The organism is Roseovarius sp. D22-M7 (genome assembly GCF_037083785.1).
Classification (GTDB): Bacteria; Pseudomonadota; Alphaproteobacteria; order Rhodobacterales; family Rhodobacteraceae; genus Roseovarius.
In genome coordinates this window covers 1-3,034 of record NZ_JBAPKY010000133.1, presented here as the reverse complement: position 1 = coordinate 3,034, position 3,034 = coordinate 1, and the positions used below count along the sequence as shown (strand labels likewise).

Annotated in this window: 3 protein-coding genes; all 3 read right to left on the bottom strand. The window is 58.9% G+C overall.

Annotated elements, in window-relative coordinates; all coding sequences use genetic code 11:
• Nucleotides 1-350 precede the first annotated feature (350 nt).
• Nucleotides 351-2,030, bottom strand: a complete 1,680-nt coding sequence (locus tag V8324_RS21480; RefSeq protein WP_336421930.1) for a BCCT family transporter — start codon at nucleotides 2,028-2,030, stop codon at nucleotides 351-353.
• Between the two features lie 370 nt (nucleotides 2,031-2,400).
• A complete protein-coding gene (locus V8324_RS21475; protein ID WP_336421929.1) occupies nucleotides 2,401-2,718 on the bottom strand; it encodes an HPF/RaiA family ribosome-associated protein in 318 nt (105 codons plus the stop codon).
• 120 nt (nucleotides 2,719-2,838) lie between these two features.
• On the bottom strand, nucleotides 2,839-3,034 hold a 196-nt coding region (locus V8324_RS21470), incomplete at its 5' end, for a hypothetical protein (protein ID WP_336421928.1).

The window sequence follows — 3,034 nt, the reverse complement described above, 5'->3', positions numbered from 1 at the left end:
TCGGTCCCAACATTGCTCAATTCTCCCGCTGGCCAGAAGAATTGAATCAGCAACTTACGCTTCGATCAAGCACGAGTTTTTCAACAAAATACGCCGATTTTGTTGAAAAACTCAGTATCCGGACCGAAGCGGCCAAAATCGGAGAACATCTTCCCGCAGAAGCCTGCTTTTTCGGATGTTGTTCCCCGAGGGTCGCTTTAGAGGAAGGATGTTCCAAAATTTTGGGACGAATTTCGCAGCGTCGAGTTTTTCAACAGAATCCGCCCTTCCTTGAGGGCGTCACGACCGGCCCGAAGCTGACCTCAAGCACCAGATGTGCGCCGCAGCTCAGCTTCCCTAAACCTGTGCGCTCACGGACTGGCGCTGCCGTCACGTTCATCAGGTGCCTCGTCCGACTGTCCGTTCTCGGGGACGGTCGGATGAACTTCGGCCTCAGCTTTCTCGGCCTTCTCGCGTTCGGATTCCCGCAGCAGCAAGCGTTCGATCCGCTGCTCGAGAAGTCGCGCTGTCTCATCGCGGGCCGCGATCTCCTGCGACAGGTCACGGTAAAGCGAGACCGCGAGCAGGATCATCAAAAGCATGAACGGGAACGCCGCGATGATCGAAACGGTCCGCAGGCTCTCCAGCCCCCCGACCAGAAGCAGCACCACGACCAGCACCATCTGCAAGGAGCCCCAAAGCACCCGCACCGCGCGTGTCGGGTTGAGCACGCCTTTTGACGTGAACATGCCAAGCACGAACGTGGCCGAGTCCGCCGAGGTCACGAGGAACATGCCGACAAGCACGATGGATGCGACGGTCAGCACCCCGCTGGCAGGCAATTGATCGAGCAGGGCATAGAGCCCGGCCGGAACCTCGGTCGCAACGGCGTCGGCGATACCGGCATTCTCGAAGATCTCGAACTGGATGGCTGCTCCGCCGAAGGTTGAAAACCACAACATGCTCAGTGCCACCGGCACGATCATCACGCCCAGGACAAATTCGCGGATGGTTCGCCCACGCGAAATTCGGGCGATGAAACTCCCGACAAACGGCGCCCAGCTTAGCCCCCAAGCCCAGTAGAACATGGTCCATTGCTCAACCCACGCGCCATCTGAATAAGGCGAGGTGACAAGGCTCATCTGGATGACGTTGCCCAGGTATTCGCCCAGGGTTTGGGTAAAGACCCCGAAGATGAAGGATGTCGGCCCAAAGAGCAGTACCGCGCCAAGAAGCGCCGCCGCAAGCATCATGTTGGCATTGCTCAGCAGTCGTACGCCACGGTCCAGAGGGGTCATCGCCGAGAGCGTGAAGAGGATGCCGATAACAGCGAGGATCACCAGTTGCGCCGGGAAGCCATAGGGGATGCCGGTCAGCTGTGAGACACCGCTGTTGATCTGCAACGCGCCAAGCCCCAGCGTCGTGGCCACGCCGAAGACCGTCGAGACGACCGTCAGCACGTCAATCGCCTTGCCCCAGCCGCCATCCACGCGAGTTCCCAAAAGCGGGCGGAAGGTTTCGCTTATCAAGCCATGGCTTTCGTGGCGAAACCGGACATAGGCGAGGGCAAGCCCCACCAGCGCAAAAGTCGCCCACTGGTGCAACCCCCAGTGAAAGAAGGCATAGAGCATGCCGGTCTGTGCCGCCTCGGCCGTGTGCGGCAGCCCGGAGTCGACCGGAGGGGCGTTGAAATGCATCATCGGTTCGGCCACGCCCCAAAACACGAGGCCAACGCCCATGCCGCCCGAAAAGATCATCGCAAGCCAGCTTTGAAATGAGAACTCGGGCCGCTCGTCCGGGGCCCCCAATCTTATGGTTCCGATCCGCGACAGGCCAAGGAACAGCACGAAAAAGACGAATCCCGTCATGACCAGAAGGTACATCCAGCCGACGTTCACCGCTGTCGCATGCAGCACCGCCCGCGCCCCACGCTCAACCGCCGCGGGCGCGATCGCCGCAGCCAGTACGAAGATCGCGACGATTGCAACCGACACGCGAAAAACGGTGCCGACATCACCAAGTATCTTCGTCGAACGGACGGGCCGGCGCATTCGTGTCTCCTATTCTGATTGACATCCCAACCAGTGTGCCGAAGTCTTGCGAACTCCCAAGAGCCAAGCGAAGCTCCGCCCCGTCACAGGACGGGTGGCTTGCGATTTGATATGGCTACTTGTCGTCAATGACTTGCCCGTTCTCGGGAAATCCAACGCAAGGCTGTGATGATCGACCACGCCACTGCCGCTTGGAGTGAACCTGCGGCAAATTGGAGGGGTGACGCCGCTTGACGTGGCGGGGAAAGCTGCGATGGTTGAGAAACGATTTTCCGGCTCGCTCCTCTCGATAAAAAGATCAGCCCAGACGGGAACCTGTATTGCTCAAATTCAGGCGGCCCTGCACAGGCAAGGCCGGACGTCGTGCGGATCAGCGCCGCTTTTCGAGCTTGCCGAACTCGTTGTCCAGCAGCGCGCGCAGTTTCTTCCCAGCGCCGCGCAAAGCCGCTTCGACGTCAGCGTCGCTATGGGTGACGGTCTGCGGCTGCATCCCTTCGGGTCGCGCCTCGATCGTGCACTGAATATCATCCGCACCGCCCTTGGCCCCGTTCACATCGACCAGATGCACCTCGATACGTGACAGGCGATCAGTCAGATGACCCAATGCACTGGTAACGGCTGACTCGGCTATTTGGGCCAGACGCTCATCACCCAGAATGTGGCTGTCGGTGTTGAGCTGGAATTGCACGTCAGATCTCCTCTTTGTTCAGTTCGACGGATATGCGATTTAGGGCCTTTTTACAAGGTTATGATAGCCGATCCCACCGAACACCAAGCGGTGCACACTTTGCGCTTGGACTCGCAACGGTCATCTGGCGTTGCAGAGCATAACCTGACTTTCTGCCACCTGAATGTCTGCTCCCATCAAAACCGAATAAAAGCATCGCACCGGCAGCGAAGGTCCGGATTCCGCCGATTCTGTGGAAAAACTAAAGTTTGCGAGCGCAGAAATAGCCGATCCAAATCGGGCGCGCGCGCCTTTCCTGTCAGGCTTTGCGCATTTG